Consider the following 15,431-nt stretch of genomic DNA (forward strand, 5'->3'; position numbering starts at 1 on the left):
TACCGAGCGCGGAATCGGCTCAAGCCAGCCTCTGCCTGGCCACCTCGACGAGCCCGTCGACGGTGGCCTGTTCGATGGTCGTGACGGCGGTTCGTCCGGTGGCCTCGACCGTCGCGACGACGTTGCCGAAATGCGGGCCGGACAGTTTGGCCCAGGTCACCGGATCGGGTCCGACACCGCCCCGCGTCGCCCAGCGGCGCGCGAGCGACGCCAGCCTGGGAGACCAGGTGGCGGCGAAGATCGGCTTGAGCGGCCGCGGCATCGCGTTGTGCACCGGCGAGCAGGTGAGCTGGTAGACCGCCGATTCCACTGGCCTCGGGTACCGCGCTTCGGCGATGTAGGCGTGGTGGACGTCGCCGGAGAGCACCGCGATGGTGGCGGGCGGGTCCTCCCGGCGTCCCTCGCGGGCGATCATCGCGGCGAGCCGCTCGAACGAGGCGCGGAACGCCGCCCAGTGTTCGAGGTCAGCGGCCTGCCGGAGCTTCTCCGCGAACCTGCCCCGCCGTCCCGGGCGCGCGCAGGACCGCTCGTTGAGCGACTGCAGATGGGACACGACCGGCGGCAGCAGCCACGGCAGCGACGATCCGATGAGCAGGTGGTCGCACGGAGCCGCGGCATTCTTCTCGATCCAGTCGAACTCGTCTTCGTCGACCATCGACCGGGTGCCGCCCGCGAGGATCCGCCCCGCCCGGCTGTCGATGACCAGCAGCCGCACGGTGCCGAAGTCGCGGCGATAGCTCCATCTCGCGCCTTTGGTGCCGTCGCGTTCGTTGTCGGCCTCGTCGGCGTACGAGACGAGCAGGTCCGCGTTGTCGCCACCGGAGGTGACGGCCTTCTGGAAGGTCGCGTCCTCGGCGAGTTCGGCGGGGCCGAGGTTCCCGAGGTGCTGGTACACCCAGTACGACATGATCGCGCCGCGCAGGCGCTCCTTCCACCACGGCTGCGCGCGCATCTGCCGCTGCCAGGTGTAGGAGGTGTTCCAGTCGTCGCGGACGTCGTGATCGTCGAAGATCATCGACGTCGGCACGGTGGACAGCAGCCAGCGGATCGCCGGTTCTCCCCAGGCCTCGTGGTAGAGGTGGGTGTACTCCTCGAAATCCGCCACCTCCGTGCCCGGCGGTTCGGCCGTGTCGCGGCGGCGGCTCAGCCATTCCTGCGTCTCGTCGGTGGTTTCGTCGGCGTAGACCTGATCACCGAGCATCAGCAGCGCCTGCGGCCAGTCGGCCTCCTCGCCGTCCGCCATCCGGCGGGCGTACGCGGCCAGCGCGTCGGGGCCCAAGGCATCGTCGTCGTGCGGTTTGCGGCAGGAGCCGAACACGAGCCGGAAGCGGGACCCGTTCCCGGGCAGTGTCCGGATGCGGCTGGGCGGGAACGCGGAACCCTCCAGGGGCCACGCCTTTTCGCCGTCCACGCGCACCTCGTACTCGACGCACGAGCCGGGTTCGAGACCGGTCAGCACCAGCAGGGCGTAGTGGTGGCCCCGGATCTCGAAGGTCCTCGCGGTCGTGCCGAGGACTTCGACCTCACCCTCGGCCCGCGTCTCGACCCAGACCGTCGCCGACTTCTCGTCTACGTGCCGCAGCAGGGGACCCAGGAGCAGGCTCATGCCTGAAACGGTGCCACAACGGGGCCAAGATCGTGCGCTGAGCGGAAGGTCAGCCGAGCCGGGCGAAGATCTCCTTGATCTCGGCCAGCCCCTTCCGCCGTTCGGCGTCGTCTTCGTAGTACCCGTCTTCGGCGCGGGCTTCGACGATCGCCTCGGGGCTGAACTCCTCGCCGAACCGGTAGTCGCCGAGGCAGTAGGTGAACCCCGACTCGCTGAACGCGTCGAAGCCTTCCCTGCGACAGTGGTCGAGGAAGCCTTCGGCCTGCGACCACCGCTCGCCGTCGAACCAGAACACGCCGCCGGCGTAGAGGATCGTGGCTCCCGTGTCCTCGTCGACGATGTTGAGGGACTCGTAGTTCTCCGGGCGATCGCGCACCAGCCGGACGAGGTGCTCGGGGACGCCGCCGTAGAGCGCCGTCTGATCCTCGTAGGTGCCTTCGGCGAACAGGTTCAAGGCAGACTCGTGGTCGAAGGTCAGCAGCAGTGCGTGCCGATCCGGCGTGAAATACCAGACGGCCGACTGTCCGCCGCCGTCGTTCCAGGCGAACCGTGTCGCACCGTCCACCTCGACCGGCTCGATCTCGGTGACCGCGTCGATGATCGCGGCGCGCCGCCGCACCTCGTCCAGGGTCGTCGCACCGAGGGCCGCCCAGATCTCTTCACTCACCGGCGCAGACTAGCGACCTTTGAACCACCGGGTCCCCCAGTCCGTGTAACCCGATGAAGGCTGCCCCTCGGAAAGGTTCCTGCGTTGTCGGTTTTCACGCGTCCCGCCCTGGTGGGCCTGCCGGGCGACCGGACGGCCGCCCGCGAGATCACGTCCAGCGCGGTGACCACCTCCTCCGCCGTCCTCGTGCTGTTCGCCCTGCTCGCGCCGAACGACCTCGACAGGCTCACCCCGGAAGCGTTCGTGCGGCTGCCGGTGGAAGCGCTGCTCGGGGTGGCTGTCGTACTCGTGTTGCGCGACGGGGCGCGGCGGATCGTCGCGGTGTCCGCCGGCGCCGTCCTCGGTCTCCTGACCGTCGTCAAGGCCATCGACATCGGCTTCGGGCTCGCGCTGAACCGGCGGTTCAACCCGGTGTTCGACTGGGGTGTGCTCGGCAACGGCGTCGACCTGCTCGGCATGTCGATCGGCCGGACCGGGGCGATCGCGTCGTTCCTCGGGCTGACGCTGCTGGCCGTGGTCGTGATCGTGCTGATGGCGCTGGCGACGCTGCGGCTGAGCCGGGTGGTGGCCGGGCGGCGCACCGCGTCGACCAGGGTGATCGCCGTGCTCAGCGTGCTCTGGATCGTGGGCGCGGTGTCCGGCGCGCAACTCGCCCCGGGGCAGCCGCTCGCGTCGCGCAGCGCGGCCGCCTTCGCCTACGACGACCTCCGCCAGGTGCGGGCCGGTATCCGGGACCGGGAGGCCTTCGCCGCGGAAGTCGGCGCCGACGCCTTCCGCGGTGCCCCGCCGTCCGGGCTGCTGAACGCGTTGCGCGGCAAGGACGTCCTGTTCACCTTCATCGAAAGCTACGGGCGGGTGGCCGTCCAGGACTCCGACATCGCGCCCAAGGTCGACGCGGTGCTCGACGCCGGGACCGCGCGGCTCAAGACCGCCGGGTACGGCTCGCGCAGCGCGTTCCTGACGTCGCCGACGACGAGCGCGGGAAGCTGGCTGGCGCATTCGACGTTCCAGTCCGGCGTCTGGGTCGACAGTCAGCACCGCTACGACGACTTCGTGAAGACCGACCGCTTCACCCTCGGCGGCGCGTTCAAACGCGCGGGCTGGGAGACCGTCGGCGTCGTCCCGGCGCATACGGAGGACTGGCCGGAGGGCAAGGTCTACGGCTACGACCGCTACTACGACTCACGCGCCGTCGGATATCACGGCCCGCCGTTCTCCTACGCCACGATGCCGGACCAGTTCACGCTTTCGGCTTTCCAGCGCGCCGAACGCGCACTGGAACGTCGAAAACAGGATCATCCGCCGCTGATGGCGGAAATCGACCTCGTCACCAGTCACTGGCCGTGGACGCCGCTCCCCCGCATGGTCGACTGGGCCGCCGTCGGCGACGGCTCGATCTACAACCCCATGCCGTCGCAGGGGAAAACGCCCGACGAGGTGTTCACCGACTCCGCCAAGGTGCGCGGCGCGTACGGCGACTCGATCGCCTATTCGCTGAACTCGCTCATCTCGTACGTGGAGACTTTCGGGGACGACGATCTCGTGCTCGTGTTCCTGGGCGACCATCAGCCGAACCCGATCGTCGCCGGCGCGGGCGCGGATCGCGACGTGCCGATCACCGTCGTCACGCGGGACAAGGCCGTGCTCGACAAGGTCGCCGGATGGAGCTGGCAGGACGGCCTGAACCCGGACCGGAACGCGCCGGTGTGGCGGATGGACACGTTCCGGGACCGGTTCCTGACCACCTTCGCGCACTAGCCCCTGCATTCAGCGGACCAAACGCGGGTCGCGTCGCGGTACCGGTCGGCCAGTGTGCGCAAGTAGTCGACCAACTGCGGGGGCTCGGTGACCTTGAAGGGGTACCCGAGGAGTCCCAAGTGGACCGCCAGCGTCTCGATGCTGTCGGCGCCGGTGTGCAGCACGCACGTGCTCGCGTCGACGGCCTCCACCGTGCCGACGGCCGGGTTGATCCGCGCCGTCACCTCGTCGGCAGGCGCGTGCACGGTGACGTCGGCCCGGTACCGCCACGCGGCGGACGAAACACCGCGCCGCACCCGGTCCGTGACGTCCTCGGGCAGCTCGCGCGGGGTGAACCGGGGTCCGATCGGGACACGCGGGGTCAGCCTGTCGACGCGGTAGGTGCGCCAGTCGCCGCGATCGAGATCCCACGCGACCAGGTACCAGCGGCGCCCCCAGTTCACCAGGCGGTACGGCTCGACCTTGCGGACGCTTTCCGAGCCGTCGTGGGCCCGGTAGCCGAAACGTATCTGCTCGTGGTCGCGGCAGGCGGCTGTCAGTACGGTGAGCGTCTTCGCGTCGACGCGCGGGCCGGGATCATCCCTCGGTACGGGAATCGTGTACGCCTGCAGGGCGTTCACGCGGCGTCGCAACCGGGACGGGAGCACCTGCTCCAGCTTCGCGAGCGCGCGCAGCGACGTCTCCTCGACGCCCGCGATGGTGCCGCCCGCCGCGGTGCGGAGTCCTATCGCGACGGCGACGGCCTCCTCGTCGTCCAGCAGCAGCGGCGGCAGGTCGGCGCCCGCGCCGAGGCGGTAGCCGCCGACGGAACCGCGGGTCGCGTTCACCGGGTACCCGAGCGCGCGCAGGCGCTCGACGTCGTTGCGGATCGTCCGGGAGCTGACTTCGAGGCGTTCGGCCAGTTCAGTGCCGGTCCAGTCACGGGGAGTCTGCAGAAGGGAGAGCAAACGGAGCAGCCTTGCGGAAGTTTCCAACATTTTTCGAGACTGCCTCTCCATTAGGAATGGTATGTTCCTAATGGCAGCTTACCTTGGCCTCATGAACGAGAACACCGAGATCAGACCCTTCCGCGTCGACCTCCCGCAGTCCGAATTGGACGATCTGGCCGATCGCCTCGCCAAGGTCCGCTGGGCGAGCGAACTGCCCGCCGACCAGGTGACCGACGGGGTGCGGCGTGGGCCGGTCACGCCGGGCTGGGAGTACGGCGTGCCCCTGGAGTACGTGCGGCGCCTGGTCGCCTACTGGCGCGACGGCTACGACTGGCGGGCGTGGGAGGCGAAGCTCAACCAGTACCCGCAGTTCACCACCGAGATCGACGGGCAGAACGTCCACTTCCTGCACGTCCGCTCGCCGGAGCCGGACGCGACGCCGCTGATCCTCACCCACGGCTGGCCGAACTCGGTCTTCGAATACCTGGAGCTGATCGACCAGCTGACCGACCCGAAGGCTCACGGGGGCGATGCGGCTGACGCGTTCCACGTGGTGATCCCGTCGCTGCCCGGCTTCGGCTTCTCGGGTGCCACCCGCGAGAAGGGCTGGAACCGGTACCGCACGGCTCGCGCGTGGGCCGAGCTGATGCGTCGGCTGGGCTACGAGCGCTACGGCACGCACGGGAACGACGCCGGTTCGTTCGTCGCCCCCGAGATGGGGCGCGCCGACGCCGAGCACGTCATCGGCGTGCACGTCACGCAGCTGTTCTCGTTCCCGAGCGGGGACCCGGCGGAGTTCGAGGGCATGACCGAGAAGGAACTGGAGTACATGCAGTTCCTTCAGACCTTCAACGACGACATGTCCGGCTACGCGAAGCTCCAGGAGAGCGCGCCGCAGAACCTCGCGCACGCGCTGGCCGACTCGCCGACCGGGCAGCTGGCGTGGAGCGCGCAGTTGCTGTCGGGCACGAGCGACGACCACGTGCTCACCAACGCCACGCTGTACTGGCTGACGAACACGGCGGCGTCGGCGGCGCGGTTCTATTACGAGGACAAGCACACCGAGCACCCGGCCGAGCCGACGACCGCGCCGACCGGGCTGGCGAGTTTCGCCTACGACTTCCGGCCGCTGCGCCGGTTCGCCGAGCGGGACCACACGAACATCGTGTCGTGGCAGGAGTTCGACCGCGGCAGCCACTGGGCGACGCAGGACGCGCCGGACCTCCTGCTCGGCGACATCCGGGCGTTCTTCCGCAAGCTGGTCTGAAGGACTCGTGAGTGGTGAGGATGGGTAACCGCCCTCACCACTCACGAGCAGACGAAGACCGCGTAACCCCCAGGTACACCCGGGCTCGTCTTGAACGAGACCATCGGGTGGCCTCGCGGAGGTGATCGTGGCAGGTTCCGGTTTCAAGCGGGCAACAGCGGTAATCTGGCGTATCGGGAGGTGAACGCGTATCCCCTGCTTCGGTTTCGGCGTGCTCGGCCCGCTCGAGGTGACCCGCGACGGGGAACCGGTGACGATCGCCGGGCCCAAACTGCGTGTGCTGCTCGCGGCGCTGCTGGTGCGGGCCAACTCCACGGTCTCGCTGGACCGGCTCGCGGACCGGCTCTGGGGCGAGGACCAGCCGTCCACCGCCCGCAAGAGCACGCAGGTCTACGCGCTGCGGCTGCGCCGGATGCTGGGCGACGGGCTGATCGAAACCCGCCCGGACGGCTACCGGATCCAGGTGCGGCCCGAGCAGCTGGACCTGCTCCGCTACCGGCGGCTGGCCGACGCGGGCCGGGAAGCGGGCAAAGCGGGCGATTCCGCCAAGGAACTCGCCCTGCTGGCCGAAGCGCTGGAGTGCTGGCGCGGCCCGGCCCTCTGCGACGTCCCGTCGGAATCCCTGCAGCGCGACGAAGCCGCCCAGCTCGGCGAAGAACGCCTCCGCACGCTGGAGCGCCGGATCGAAGCCGGTCTCGAAGCGGGCGGGCATCGCGAACTGGTCGCCGAACTGATCACGCTCACCAAGGAACACCCGTGGCAGGAGACGTTCTGGGCGCAGCTCATCACCGCGCTCGACCGGTCCGGCCGCCGCGCCGACGCGCTGGAGACCTACCGTTCGACGCGCCGGATGTTCGCCGACGAACTGGGCATCGAACCCGGCCCGCGGTTGCGGCGCGTCCACGACGCGATCCTCGACGAGGGCACCGATCCACCGGGGGAGCCGATCAGCCAGCTGCCGCCGGACGTCCACCGGTTCGTCGGCCGCGCGGATCCGATCGCCGAACTCGCCGGGTTGTCGCTCCCCGCGACCGGGCGCAACGTCGTGATCTCCGGGCCGCCGGGCGTCGGGAAGACAGCGTTCGCGGTGCACGTCGCGCACCTGCTCCGGCCGCACTTCCCGGACGGCCAGCTTTATGTGAACCTCCAGGGCTACGCCGCAGGCCCGCCGCTAGACCCGTCGGCCGCGCTGACCCGGTTCCTCGGCGCGCTCGGCGTGCACCGGGACCGGATCCCGGCCGAACCCGCCGAGCAGGCGGCGCTGTTCCGCAGCGTGCTGGCGGACAAGAAGATGTTGCTGCTGCTGGACAACGCGGTGCACGTCGACCAGGTACGACCGCTGCTGCCGGGGCGGCCCGGCTGCGCCGTGCTGATCACCAGCCGCCACGACCTGCGCGGGCTCGCGGTCAATCCGGGCGCCGTGCACCTGCCACTCGGCGTGCTCGCCGAGGACGAATCGCGCGCGGTGCTCGCCGAACTGCTCGGGCCCGCGCGCGCGGCCGCCGAACCCGAAGCCGTCGGCGCCCTCGCCGCGGCCTGCGCACATCTGCCGCTGGCGCTGCGGATCGCCGGGGCGAACCTCGCCGCCGACACCGGACGCGGCGTCGCGGAGTACACCGCCGAGCTGACCCGTTCGGGACGGCTGGAGGAACTGGCCATCGACGGCGACGCGTCCTCGGCCGTGCGGGTCGCCTTCGACCGGTCCTATCTCCGGCTGTCCGAACCGGACCGGTCGTTGTTCCGGATGCTCGGCCGCGCACCGGGTCCGGACTTCGGCGCCCCCGCGGCGGCCGCGGTCGCCGGGGCGCCTCGGGTGGAGACCGGCCGTGCCCTGGACCGGCTGGCAGCGGCGAACCTGCTGCAGCGGACCGCGCCCGGCCGTTACCAGTTCCACGACCTCATCCGCGAGTACGCCGCCGAACGCGGGCACGCCGAAGACCCGCAGACGGCCTCGCTGGCGGCGCTGTCCCGGCTGATCGAGTCCTATGTGGACACCGCAGCCTCGGCCACCCGGGTGCTCTACGCCGGCGCCGCCTCACCCATCTTCGACGAGCACACCGCGCTGCGCTGGCTGGACACCGAACGGGACAACCTGGTCGACACGATCGCCTGCGCCACCACGGATCCCGCGTTCCAGCCCGCCGCGTGGCGGCTGATCGACGTGCTGCGCGGCTACCTCCAGGCGAGCGGGCACGCCCGGGAAGCGGTCGCGACCTGCACGGCGGCCCTGCGCTCGGCGACCGAGACCGGCAACGTGCGGGCGCGACTGTCCCTGCTCGACGTCCTCGGGCAGATGTCGCACAACCTCAGCGACTACGACCGGGCCATCGAACACTTCCACCAGGCGCTCGCGGCCGCGCGGGAGCTGGAGGACCTCGACGCGGAGACCGACGCGCTGCGCAACCTCGGCCGTGCGTCCAGCCAGCAGGGCAAGGCAAGGCAGGCGCTGCACTTCCACGGCCAGGCGCTCACGGTCAGCCGCCGGGCGGGCAACACCGGGGCGGAAACGCTGGCGTTGAACTGCATCGGTGTCATCCACACCTTCTCCGGCAGGCCGAGGACGGCGGTCGACTGGCACGACAGGTCCCTGAAGCTGGCCGAGGAAACCGGGCAACGGGAAGCCGCGTTCCACGCGCTCAACGGCCGCGGGATCGCGTTGTGGGCACTGGGCAGGTTCGACGAGGCCATCACGGACCACGAACAGGTGCTCGCCTACACCCGCGAAGCCGGCCTCGGCTACGGGGAGACAGCGACCCTGAACTGCCTCGCGGAAACCCACTGCGACGCGGGCCGTCTCGACCTCGCGATGACGCTCGCGGTCGAATGCAACGCCCGCTCCGTGCAGATCGGCGACCGGCGAGGCGAGGCCGCCGCCGTAGAGGTCATCGCGACGGTGCGGAACCGGCGGGGCGAGCACGCGGAGGCCATCGAGGGGCTGCACGAGGCGTTGCGGGTGTTCACGGAAATCGGCCTCGGCTTCGGCCAGGGGTCCGTCCGGATCGGGCTCGCGTTCGCGCACCGGAGTCTCGGCGACGCCGCGAAGGCGTTGGGGTACGCCGAAAAGGCGTTGGCCACGCTTCGCGAGAACGGTCAGCTTCTGCTGGAGGCGGACGCCCTCACCGAGATCGCGCACGCCCGGCTGGACCTCGGCGAGCCGGAAGCCGCACGGGAACTGGCCGGCCAGGCGGTACGGCTCGCCGCGAAACGGGGACGGCGGCTGCCGGAGGAGCGGGCCAGGGCACTCAGCCGCCGGGCCTCGTGAGTGGCGAGGACGGCTATTGAGGGGTAAGGCGGCCGTGGCGTGTCGTTGAGGTGTGTCCCCGGTCGGTGGCGTCGGCTGTGTGGATTTTGGTGCGTTGGATGACCAGAATCCATACAGTCCCGCGTGATCGGACCGGTCACGACGGCCGGGTAGCCGAGAGGCTTGAGGGGTGTGTGGCACCTCGCGCCCTCGCCGGCCCGACACCTTTGCCCTTGCCCCTCACTGGAACCGTCCTCACCACTCACGAGGCCCAACGCTCACCGCCGCTCACGAGCCGGGCAGCACCGACTGAACGGCGTCCGGGGCGTGAGGCTCACTCGGCCAGGCGGTGCAGCAGGAAGATCCCGTTCAGCAACGGCCTGTCGAGCCGCTGCTGATCGGTGGCCACGTACTCGTCGAGGATGTCGAGGATGCGGTTGTCGAGTTCGGTGACCTCCTCCGGCGAGAGGTGCAGCGCGAACCGCTCGACGACCCGCACCGAACCGGGGCCTGCCTCGCGAAGTTCGTCCTGGAACGCCTCGATGGGACCGAATCGGGTATCGGCGTCCTCGCCGTTCAGCGGCCCGTCCAGCCACCAGCTCTTGCCGACACTGCGGTAGGGCTTCTCGAGCGCGCCGCTCGTGCCGGTGCGCACTGGCGCCTGCTCCAGCAGACCGGCCTCGGCGAGCTGCCGCACGTGGTAGAGCACGGTGCCGGGATCCTTGCCGAGCCGGTCGGCGATCTCCTTGTTGGTCAGTTCCCGCTCGCCGCAGAGCCGGAGGATGCGCAGCCGCAGGGGATGACCGAGCGCCTTGGCCTCGCGCGCCGTCGCCTCGCGCCGCCGGTCCGCGACCCTGGCGGCGACCTGATCGTCCATGACCGCAGCGTAGTCGACCGATGGGGAAGAGATACATCGATGGAGTTTTCTCAATCGATGTGCAATCCTCGATCGATGACCTCACTGGGGACCGCCTACTGGCGGCTGTGGAGTTCGTCGGGGCTGTCGAATCTGGCCGACGGGATCGTCAAGATCGCGCTCGGCCTGGTGGCCATCCAGTTCACCCGGTCGCCGGCGCTCATCGCGGGGCTGACGTTCGTGTCGTCCTTGCCGTGGCTGGTGTTCGCCCTGCACGCCGGGGTGCTCACCGACCGCGTCGACCGCCGTCGCGCGATGCTCACCGCCAACGTGTTCCGCGCGGGCCTGCTCGGCGCGCTCGCGGTGGCGATCGCGCTGGGCTTCGGGTCGATCTGGCTGCTCTGCGTGGTCGCGCTCGGGCTCGGGCTCGCCGAAACGGTCCACGACACGGCCGCGCAGGCGATGCTCCCCCAGGTCGTCGGCCGCGAGCAGCTGACGCGGGCCAACAGCCGCCTCTACGCCGCGGAAGTGACCGCGAACGAGTTCGCCGGCCCACCGCTGGGCGGATTCCTGGTCGCCGCAGGCGCTTTCGCCGCGTTCGCGGCTCCCTCGGCGCTCTGGATCGTCGCGGTCGTCGCGCTCTTCGTCGTCCCCGGCTCGTTCCGCGCCGAGCGGACACACGGCACGAGCGTGCGCGCGGATCTCGCCGAAGGGCTGCGTTTCCTCTGGGAGAACCGGATTCTCCGGGTCACGGCGATCATGGTCGGCGGGTTCAACTTCGCCACGAGCGCCATGATCACGGTCTTCGTGCTCTACGCGGTGGGCCCGCCCTCGGAGATGGGCCTGACGGAACAGACCTACGGTTTTCTGCTGTCCGCCATCGCCCTCGGCAGTTTCGCCGCGTCGTTCGCGGCCGAGCGGATCGAGCTCGCGCTCGGGCGTTCCCGGGCCTTGGTCCTCAGCCTGCTCACCGGCGCCGCGCTCGTCGGGATCCCGGCGGTGACCACGAATCCGTATGTGATCGGCGCGGTGTTCTTCGTCGGCGGGGCCGGGGTCGTGGTGTGGAACGTCATCGTCGTCTCGCTGCGGCAGCGGATCATCCCGGACCACCTGCTGGGACGGGGCACCAGCGCCTACCGGCTCGTCGCGTGGGGCACCAAGCCGCTGGGCGCGGCGGCCGCCGGACTGCTCGCGGAGATCGTCGGACTGCGGCCGGTTTTCGCGGGAGCGGCGGCGCTGATCCTGGCGCTGGCGCTGCTCACCCCTCGTGAGTGGTGAGGACGGTCAGAGCGGACCGATTTTTGCCGGCCTACCGCTGACCTGCGCGAAGGTGGCGTTTCAGGAGAGTGCCGGGTCGACGATGGAGGAATCGGGACGTTCAGTGTCCCAATTCCTCCATCGTCGCGAGGACACCCCTCACTGGAACCGTCCTCACCACTCACGAGGCCCAACGCTCACCGCCACTCACGAGCCGGGCAGCACCGACTGAACGGCCTCCGGGGTCCGCCCGACGACGGTCGTGCCGTCGTCGGCGGTGATGATCGGCCGCTGGATCAGCTTCGGATGCGCGGCCAGGGCGTCGATCCACTGGTCACGGTCGGCGGGCGTGCGTCCCCAGGTCTTCAGCCCGAGTTCCTTCGCGACCGCCTCGGCGGTGCGGGTGATGTCCCACGGTTCGAGCCCGAGCCGCTTGAGGACGGCCTTCAGTTCCTTCGCGGTCGGCGGCTCCTCGATGTACTTCCGCACGGTGTACTCGGCCCCCGCCGCGTCGAGCATCGACACCGCCGACCGGCACTTGGAGCACGCCGGGTTCACCCAGATCTCCATCCGAGACAGCCTCCCTTCGAAAAGCGCTCACTTGATGAGCACTTTGGTTCCGATGATGGTCACAGACGTTACGACGAGAGGAACCCGGTCATGGACGAGCCCACCTTCACCGCCGCCACCCCCGCCGAGTGGCGCGCCTGGCTGGCCGAGAACGCCGGTACCGAGAAGGAGGTCTGGCTGGTCATCCGGCACAAGGGCAGCGGGATCGCGAGCGTCCGCATCCACGAGGCGATGGAGCAAGCCCTCTGCTTCGGCTGGATCGACGGGCTGCACCGCAAGAACGGCTCCAGTTCCCGGCTGCGGTTCACCCCGCGCCGCCCCCGGAGTTCGTGGAGCCGGATCAACCGCGAGCGGGCCGCACGCCTGGTCGCCGAGGGGCTGATGACCGAGCGGGGTCAGGCGGCGATCGACTCGGCGAAGGAGAAGGGCCGCTGGGCCCCGGAAGGGTGACTCAGTTCGGTTCGCGCCGCGCCACGAGGAGGGCGATGTCGTCCTGTGCCGGTGTCGCGCCGACGAGCGCGGCCATCACCCGCGCGCACACCACGCCGGGCTGGTCGGGGGTGACCACTTCGGTGAGCCGCTGCAGGCCGACGTCGATCAGCTGGTCCCGGCGCTCCACGAGACCGTCGGTGTAGAAGGCGAGCACGCCGCCGAGCGGCAGTTCGACCACGGTTCGTCGCCGACGCGGCCCGGTGACCCCGATGGGCGGGTCGACCGGGACGTCGACGAACGCCGACGGCCGGCCCGGCGCCGCGAGCACCGGGGGCAGATGACCCGCCAGCGAGATCGCCACCTTGTCCCGGGAAGCGGGCACCAGGCCGTACACGACGGTGGCCAGTGCCCCCGGTTCGAAATGCTGGACCTTTCGGTCCAATTTGGACAGGACTTCCGCCGGGTCGTCCGATTCGAGCGCGTAGGCGCGAAGCGCGCTGCGCAGCCGCCCCATGATCACGGCGGCGTTGAGGCCGTGCCCGGCGACGTCGCCCATCACGATGCCGAGCCGGTCGCCCGGCAGCGGGAACAGGTCGTACCAGTCACCGCCGACCCCGGGTTCGGTACCCGGCACGTAGCGCGCGGAAAACCTCATTCCGGCGATGTCGGGCAGCCGTCCCGGCAGCAGGCTCCGCTGCAGCGCCGCCGCGGCCGCGCGGTCGGTGGTGGAGTTGTCGATCTGCAGCGCCAGCGCGAGCCGCGCGGCGACCAGCCGCAGCAGCTCGACGTCGGCCTCGGGGAACTCGCGCGGAGTCACCGAGCCGACGTGCAGCACGCCGATCAGCTCGTCTCCGGCCACCATCGGCACGCCGAGCAGGGTACGGAGCCCGCGTTCCTGCAGCAGCGCGTTGACCACGGTGGTCTCGTCGACGTGGTCGAGGAACACCGGACGCCGTTCCAGCGCCACCCGGCCGGCGAAACCCGCGCCGACGCCGATCCGGACGTCCTGGAAGACCTCTTCCTCGATGCCGGAAGCGGCGATGGCCTGCAACAGCTGCGAGTCCGGGTCGTGCCGCAGCACGGTGGCCGTGTCGACCCCGAGCACCTCGCGCACCCTGGCGAGGATCTTCGCCATCACCACGTCCTGACCGAGGTGCCCCAGCGCGGTGTCGGTGATGGCTTCGAGCACCTGGAGGCGTTCGTCTGCCGTCGATGTCCCGGACATGCGCTGAGCCTAACCAGTTCGATCGTGTGACGTCTTCCAGCCCGCCGCCACTTCATCCAGGTCGGCGGCCAGTTCGGCGCTCGGCGGGAGCGCGTCGCGCGGGACCCGGCAGGCGAGCGCCGTGCCGAGCCCGGCCATCCGGATCACGGTGTCGATCAGCGCCTCGGGTTCCTCCGGCCAGTCGAACCCCGGCTGGGCGATCAGCAGGCTCACGCAGCCGTGCATCGCCGACCAGAGCCCCATCGCGAGGACTTCCGGTTCGCCCCGCAGGATGCCCGCGCGCACGCACGCGGCCGTCGCGTCCGCGAGATGCCGGAAACAGGCGACCGCGCCGGGAGACGAACCGGCGGACGGGCGCATCAGGAGTACCCGATACTGCACCGGATGGTCCAGGGCGAACCTGGCGTACACCCGCGCGCAGCGGCTGAGCGCGCGCATGGGGTCGGCGACCCCGGCGGCGTGATCGCGCATCCGGTGCGCGAGTTCGTCCCACACCCGGAGACAGACAGCCTCCAGCAAGGCGTCGCGGCTCGGGAAGTGCGCGTAGACCGAGGGAGTGGAGACGCCGGTCCGCCGCGCGACGGCGCGCAGCGTCAGCGCCTCGTCGTCTCCCGCCTCGCCGAGCAGGGCATCGGCGGCGCACAGGATCTCGCCCCGCAGCTTCTCCCCTTCGCCCGGCCGCGCCTTCGTCCGCTTCGCGCCCATGCCGTGATGCTGCCAGCATTGACTTGACACCGTCAACTTGACGATGTCAGCTTGAGGCATGGCGCACTTCCGGACCGCGACCGCCCTGCTCCGCCGGGGCGAGGGCCAGGTATTCGACACCGAGCTCGATCCACAGTGGACGATCGGCACGAAGCTGCACGGCGGCTACCTGCTCGCCGTGCTCGCCAGGGCCGCCGCCGAGATCTCCTCACATCCGCATCTGACCGCGATCAGCGGCTCGTTCTCGTTGGCGCCGGACCCCGGTCCCGCGGTCGTCGAGGTCGAGGTACTGCGCGAAGGCCGCGGCCTCACCCAGCTGCGCGCGCGGCTGAGCCAGAACGGCGCGCCCTGCACCGAGGCCCTGATCACCCAGGGCGTCCTGACCGACGGCGACGCGTGGTGGTCCGGAGTGGACCCGGTCGAGATCCCGCCGGAGCAGGACTGCCTGCCCGTGCCCGCCGACGGCGGTGGCGGCTTCCGCATCGGCCTGATGGACGTCGTCGAGCAGCGGCTCGACCCGGCCGCGGCGGGCTTCGCGGTGGGACAGCCGTCCCGGAAAGGCGTCATCTCGTCCTGGCTGCGGCTCGCCGACGGCACCGACTGGGACCCGGCGAGCCTGCTCGTGGCGCTCGACCCGGTGCCCCCGATCTCCTACGACCTCGGCATCGCGGGCTGGGCGCCGACCATCCAGTTCACCGCGTACCTGCGTGGGCTCCCGGCGCCGGGCCCGGTCCGGGTGCGGATGCGGGCCGGCGAGGTCGGCGGCGACCGGATGGACGAGGTCGCGGAGCTTTGGGACGAAAAGAACAGGTTGATCGGGCAAGCCACCCAGATTGCCGCCGTCCGGGTCCCCTGAACCACCCGAAAGCGGGGCCATGACGGAACTCCGGGAGTTAAGATCCGGCGTCGACGTCATTG

Annotated in this window: 13 protein-coding genes; 6 read left to right on the forward strand and 7 right to left on the reverse strand. The window is 70.5% G+C overall.

The features are described from left to right. Positions 1-19: 19 nt before the first annotated feature. Both ACFOSH_RS04785 and ACFOSH_RS04790 read right to left on the reverse strand, forming a co-directional pair. Positions 20-1,606, reverse strand: coding sequence for an alkaline phosphatase D family protein (locus tag ACFOSH_RS04785; protein WP_378237422.1), 1,587 nt, complete (start codon positions 1,604-1,606; stop codon positions 20-22). A 49-nt stretch (positions 1,607-1,655) separates the two neighbouring features. After that, positions 1,656-2,273, reverse strand: a complete 618-nt coding sequence (locus ACFOSH_RS04790) for a hypothetical protein (protein WP_378237423.1) — start codon at positions 2,271-2,273, stop codon at positions 1,656-1,658. A gap of 84 nt (positions 2,274-2,357) precedes the next feature. Between ACFOSH_RS04790 and ACFOSH_RS04795 the strand changes: the two genes are divergently transcribed. Continuing rightward, positions 2,358-4,031, forward strand: coding sequence for a sulfatase-like hydrolase/transferase (locus tag ACFOSH_RS04795; RefSeq protein WP_378237424.1), 1,674 nt, complete (start codon positions 2,358-2,360; stop codon positions 4,029-4,031). On the opposite strand, the gene ACFOSH_RS04800 is transcribed toward ACFOSH_RS04795, so the two are convergent. Further along, positions 4,028-5,008 (reverse strand): helix-turn-helix transcriptional regulator, encoded by a 981-nt coding sequence (locus ACFOSH_RS04800; RefSeq protein WP_378237425.1) that lies wholly within the window; start codon positions 5,006-5,008, stop codon positions 4,028-4,030. The genes ACFOSH_RS04795 and ACFOSH_RS04800 overlap by 4 nt on opposite strands. A gap of 61 nt (positions 5,009-5,069) precedes the next feature. Here ACFOSH_RS04800 and ACFOSH_RS04805 point away from each other — a divergent pair, with 61 nt between their 5' ends. Both ACFOSH_RS04805 and ACFOSH_RS04810 read left to right on the forward strand, forming a co-directional pair. Continuing rightward, entirely contained in the window at positions 5,070-6,227 is a 1,158-nt protein-coding gene (locus ACFOSH_RS04805; RefSeq protein ID WP_378237426.1) for an epoxide hydrolase family protein, read from the forward strand. 211 nt (positions 6,228-6,438) lie between these two features. Beyond that, positions 6,439-9,489 carry an AfsR/SARP family transcriptional regulator gene (locus ACFOSH_RS04810; protein WP_378237427.1) on the forward strand — a complete coding sequence of 1,017 codons (3,051 nt, stop codon included), beginning with the start codon at positions 6,439-6,441 and terminating at the stop codon, positions 9,487-9,489. A gap of 313 nt (positions 9,490-9,802) precedes the next feature. On the opposite strand, the gene ACFOSH_RS04815 is transcribed toward ACFOSH_RS04810, so the two are convergent. Next, positions 9,803-10,345: an ArsR/SmtB family transcription factor gene (locus ACFOSH_RS04815; RefSeq protein ID WP_378237428.1), complete on the reverse strand. Its 543-nt coding sequence runs from the start codon at positions 10,343-10,345 to the stop codon at positions 9,803-9,805. Positions 10,346-10,420: 75 nt separating this feature from the next. On the opposite strand from ACFOSH_RS04815, the gene ACFOSH_RS04820 reads away from it, so the two are divergent. Beyond that, positions 10,421-11,602, forward strand: a complete 1,182-nt coding sequence (locus ACFOSH_RS04820) for an MFS transporter (protein WP_378237430.1) — start codon at positions 10,421-10,423, stop codon at positions 11,600-11,602. A gap of 186 nt (positions 11,603-11,788) precedes the next feature. Here the strand turns inward: ACFOSH_RS04820 and ACFOSH_RS04825 are convergent, their stop codons facing one another. Beyond that, on the reverse strand, positions 11,789-12,151 hold the full coding sequence (locus ACFOSH_RS04825) for an arsenate reductase family protein (RefSeq protein WP_378237431.1): 363 nt from the start codon (positions 12,149-12,151) through the stop codon (positions 11,789-11,791). Between the two features lie 90 nt (positions 12,152-12,241). Between ACFOSH_RS04825 and ACFOSH_RS04830 the strand changes: the two genes are divergently transcribed. Then, positions 12,242-12,601, forward strand: coding sequence for a YdeI/OmpD-associated family protein (locus tag ACFOSH_RS04830; protein ID WP_378237433.1), 360 nt, complete (start codon positions 12,242-12,244; stop codon positions 12,599-12,601). Between the two features lies 1 nt (position 12,602). Here the strand turns inward: ACFOSH_RS04830 and ACFOSH_RS04835 are convergent, their stop codons facing one another. Together ACFOSH_RS04835 and ACFOSH_RS04840 are read right to left on the reverse strand one after the other, a co-directional pair. Continuing rightward, positions 12,603-13,808, reverse strand: a complete 1,206-nt coding sequence (locus ACFOSH_RS04835; protein WP_378237434.1) for a PP2C family protein-serine/threonine phosphatase — start codon at positions 13,806-13,808, stop codon at positions 12,603-12,605. Positions 13,809-13,817: 9 nt separating this feature from the next. Continuing rightward, on the reverse strand, positions 13,818-14,513 hold the full coding sequence (locus tag ACFOSH_RS04840) for a TetR/AcrR family transcriptional regulator (protein WP_378237435.1): 696 nt from the start codon (positions 14,511-14,513) through the stop codon (positions 13,818-13,820). A gap of 58 nt (positions 14,514-14,571) precedes the next feature. Between ACFOSH_RS04840 and ACFOSH_RS04845 the strand changes: the two genes are divergently transcribed. Then, the gene (locus ACFOSH_RS04845; RefSeq protein ID WP_378237436.1) at positions 14,572-15,369 is read left to right on the forward strand and encodes a thioesterase family protein; all 798 of its coding nucleotides are present in this window, start codon (positions 14,572-14,574) and stop codon (positions 15,367-15,369) included. Positions 15,370-15,431 lie beyond the last annotated feature (62 nt).

The sequence above is a fragment of the Amycolatopsis speibonae genome (assembly GCF_042647925.1).
Taxonomy (GTDB): Bacteria; Actinomycetota; Actinomycetes; order Mycobacteriales; family Pseudonocardiaceae; genus Amycolatopsis; species Amycolatopsis speibonae.